General features: G+C 42.1%; 4 protein-coding genes. 2 read left to right on the top strand and 2 right to left on the bottom strand.

Annotated elements, in window-relative coordinates; all coding sequences use genetic code 11:
• The first annotated feature begins 152 nt into the window (after positions 1 to 152).
• Entirely contained in the window at positions 153 to 1235 is a 1083-nt protein-coding gene (locus H6G92_RS38315) for a hypothetical protein (RefSeq protein WP_190902027.1), read from the top strand.
• Between the two features lie 128 nt (positions 1236 to 1363).
• Here the strand turns inward: H6G92_RS38315 and H6G92_RS38310 are convergent, their stop codons facing one another.
• Positions 1364 to 1534, bottom strand: a complete 171-nt coding sequence (locus H6G92_RS38310; RefSeq protein WP_190902025.1) for a hypothetical protein — start codon at positions 1532 to 1534, stop codon at positions 1364 to 1366.
• A 467-nt stretch (positions 1535 to 2001) separates the two neighbouring features.
• Between H6G92_RS38310 and H6G92_RS38300 the strand changes: the two genes are divergently transcribed.
• A complete protein-coding gene (locus tag H6G92_RS38300) occupies positions 2002 to 3342 on the top strand; it encodes a transposase (protein ID WP_190902020.1) in 1341 nt (446 codons plus the stop codon).
• Between the two features lie 496 nt (positions 3343 to 3838).
• Here H6G92_RS38300 and H6G92_RS38295 read toward each other — a convergent pair.
• Positions 3839 to 4202 (bottom strand): hypothetical protein (locus tag H6G92_RS38295; protein ID WP_199345146.1); only part of this gene is annotated, 364 nt, incomplete at its 5' end.

Below are 4202 nucleotides of genomic sequence, written 5' to 3'. Positions count from 1 at the left end.
CCATTTGCAGTTCACTTGAGCCTAGTTGCAATTAATCTGAGCCAAAGTGCTTTTCTATTTGCAAATAATGTGAGCCAGAAATTACCTTGTTTGCGAGCCAGAGCATTTATAATTGCGAGCCGCAACAATTATCAGCTGCGGCAGGATATGTTGTGGAAGAATTAAAACAACTTGTCAACGATGTGTCGCGGCAAGAGGTCGAACAAACTAGAGACGCTTTCAGGGAGGCTGCTAGGGAACAGCTTCAGCAGATAATAGAAAAAGCAGAGAGATTAGAATCTGAAAGTGAGCCTGATATGACTTTCACCGAGGAGGAGGTCTATGGCAACGGTTCTAGTGATGCTCAATCTGGAGAGGCTGTCAACGAGGAAGCCGATATGACCTTCACTGAGGAGGAAGTTTACGGTAATGCTTCTTCTGAAGCCACTGAGGTCAACCAGGTACAGATCGACCCAGTTCATTTTCCTGCTGAATCTCAATCTTCTGAAGCCACTGAGGTCAACCAGGTACAGATCGACCCAGTTCATTTTCCTGCTGAATCTCAATCTTCTGAAGCCACTGAGGTCAACCAGGTACAGATCGACCCAGTTCATTTTCCTGCTGAATCTCAATCTTCTGAAGCCACTGATGAGGTGAATTCGCTACCGAATAATAGTATTTATCCAACCTCTTATGATCTGGAAAATTCTGACTCTCATGGGTATAACTCTCCTACAAATTACTCTGATGCACCTAGCAGCATGAGTTCGCCTGCTTCCTACGATCCGGAGGGAGATGGTCATAATTACACTCCCGACAATGCCAACTACTCTGACCCGTCAGGACATTCAAGTTACGAAGGCAATTCACCGTCCTACGATCCAAGTGGTGATGGGCACAATTACAGTCCTTCTGATGCCAATTACTCTGATGGATTTGGACACAGTACTCATGAAGGTTACTCTGATACACCTAGCAGCATGAGTTCGCCTGCTTCCTACGATCCGGGGGGAGATGGTCATAATTACACTCCCGACAATGCCAACTACTCTGACCCGTCAGGACATTCAAGTTACGAAGGCAATTCACCGTCCTACGATCCGAGTGGTGATGGGCACAATTACAGTCCTTCTGATGCCAATTACTCTGATGGATCTGGACACAGTACTCATGAAGGTTACTCTGATACACCTAGCAGTATGAGTTCGCCTGATTCTTACGATGCAAGTGGGGATGATTATCAGTCAACCCCGTAAATGCCAACTACTCCGACCTGTTAGGACATGTAACGCATGAGAGTAGTTCACCTTCCTATGATCCAAGTGGTGATAAGGATAATTCCGTTTCTAGTGATGTCAACGCCTCTGAATCGAATGGCACTAAGTTAAGCTGAAGGGTAGGCGGCGTAAGGATTGCAGAGGGGCAGGGGTGCAGGGAGGCAGAGGGGAATTTCTAAATATCTGAACGGAATGCCTAAAATTTTTTCTTTCTCCCCTGCTCCTCCGCTCCTCTGCACCCCTGCTGCCTCAACGATTTTACCTTTTCTTAGTGCCATTCGCCTCTGAATCTAGAAGTGACACTTACGAAGGTTATGAGAGCCATTCAGCTTCACTGAAGACTATGACCCAGAATAGAACTAGCATCTGTTCAGGTTAACAATACCCACCACAACTGTCGTTACAAAACTTACGAAAAGTTGAATTAGTTCTTTGAGTGATCGCAGCATAACAATCCGGCTGGAGCGGACTGCCGAGAGATATTGGCGGTGTTGCAAAGGTTGTTTGCAGCCGCTCAGTCGGAACGTTAAATATCCCTCTTCTGTCACTTTCCGGAATAAACAAGTAGGGCATCACTGTGCCAAAACGGGAGAATTGTACGCTAAGGAACTGATGCTAACCTCAACGCTATAAAAATCAGTTGTTTTGAGCAATACCTTAGCCAAAATAAGAGGGTGAAGAGAGAGGGCTGATGTAGTAGAGTTATTGTCTTCCCAAACGACAACTCAAAAGCCACAATCAACCCATGCCCGATATCCTATCACTGTTACAATGCCTGTTACCGCAGATAAATGCTACGACGATGCGTCGAATGAGCCAGATAATCCTGGCGATGTTAGCGATGAGTGGGCAAGTCACTATGTTGGGAATCTCACGTTGGACAAGCACTGGTGGTAGTTACCGGACGATGTTGAGGTTCTTTCATACAGTAATACCTTGGGCAACGTTGTTTTGGCTATTTTTCCGCAAGCATTTGTTCCGTGCGAATGAGGTATATTTGCTGGCAGGAGATGAAGTTGTAATCAGTAAATCAGGGAAACAAACTTATGGGCTGGATAGATTTTTTTCTAGCCTGGTCAGCAAACCTATATTAGGTCTATCTTTTTTTACATTATCATTAGTAAGTGTTGAGCGAAGACACTCGTTTCCGATTCAAATAGAACAGGTAATCAAGAGCGATGTAGAAAAGAGTAGTGTATCGCCAAAAACAGAAATAAAACCCAAAGAAAAACGTGGACGTGGACGACCAAAAGGGAGTAAAAATAAAAACAAAACAGAAGTAATTCTCACATCGGAATTACTAAGAATTAAGAAGATGATTAATGAGTTAGTCAAATTAATAGCTAACTTTATTCCGCTAAGTTACTTAGTTTTAGACGGTCATTTTGGGAACAATAATGCCTTACAAATGATACGTCTTGTTAATTTGCACATAATTTCCAAGTTGCGCCATGATTCGGCATTGTATATACCCTATCAACATCCTGACTCCAATAGTCGCTCTCGTCGTAAATACGGTGATAAGATTGACTACCATAACATACCTCAGAAATATTTATGTAAAAGTACCATTGAAGACGATATCAAAACTGATATTTATCAATGCACTCTCCTTCACAAGGAATTTGCTCAAGCACTGAATATAGTTATTTTGGTGAAAACCAATCTCAAAACTAATGCTCACAGTCACGTCATTCTTTTTTCTAGTGACCTAAAATTGTCATCTGAGAAAATAATTGACTACTACAAACTGCGCTTTCAAATCGAGTTTAACTTCCGTGATGCCAAGCAATTTTGGGGATTGGAAGACTTTATGAACATTGGTCAAACTGCGGTGACTAATGCTGCTAATCTAGCATTCTTTATGGTGAATTTATCTCATCACCTTCTCGCTGATTTCCGTCAACACAATCCTGACTCCGGCATTATTGATCTTAAGGCTTATTACCGTGGTTTTCGATATGTTCGTGAAATATTAAAAATGCTTCCCGAAATCCCGGAGCCTATTTTATTAACCCAGATTTTTGCCAAGCTTACTGCTTTAGGTCGCATTCATCCCGTTTCTACAGGCGTTGAACCCTCGTAAATTGGCAATGGTATTGTTTGAGCAAATGGCATACCTGTATTTATCACTTTTGACTTGAATTAGTCTTTTTGATGGTGCAGAGTACTAGCAATACTCTGCACCATCAAAAAAAATAACGCCCCAAATCTAGACAGAGAAAGACTTTCAGCCTTAGCGTACAATTTTCCTGTTTTGGCATGGTGATGCCAATCAGAACGGCAGCAGGAAAGAAGACAGAGTAAAGGGATGTCTCTCTAAGTGATGGCGCAACTCAAAACCTAGCAAGCTCAAATAGTCGGTGTCTGCTACTGCCACGAATCAAGTCATTGAGCCATCCAGATGGTTGCAGGCAGCGGCAGACACTCCGCTTCGCCGCCTATTTGTTAAGAGTTGCTTGAGTTGTAGACTAGTGATATTGACTAAATCACAAACTATTTCAACTATATATTCAATATTGGATTGAGTAACACTCGATTTTTGAATTCAGCTTTACAAAATTGCGTTGCTTCGACATGTGTTAACTCATATTATCTGCTTTGACTGCTATAGCCCTAAGCTTTTGTTCAAAAATCTTTAAATCATCATGTATTTTTTCTAAGAAGTTATCTACTACCTTTTCTTTTTGATTAACCACGAGATTAGAGAATATCGGTAATGATATTAAAGGTACAACAGCTGTTCCAATGAATAGTCTCATAAAAGGCAACCCAACTTGCTCCCAAATTGAAAATTTTGTCTTGTCTAAAGCTTTGTTTCCCGAAGTATTCTTCCCTGGAATCGGACTTGCTGAAGTATTCTTCCCTGGAATCGGACTTGCTGAAGTATTCTTCCCTGGAATCGGACTTGCTGAAGTATTCTTCCCTGGAATCGGACTTGCTGAA

The sequence above is a fragment of the Nostoc foliaceum FACHB-393 genome, from assembly GCF_014698505.1.
GTDB lineage: Bacteria > Cyanobacteriota > Cyanobacteriia > Cyanobacteriales > Nostocaceae > Nostoc > Nostoc foliaceum_A.
This window is presented reverse-complemented; position numbering and strand designations above follow the sequence as displayed.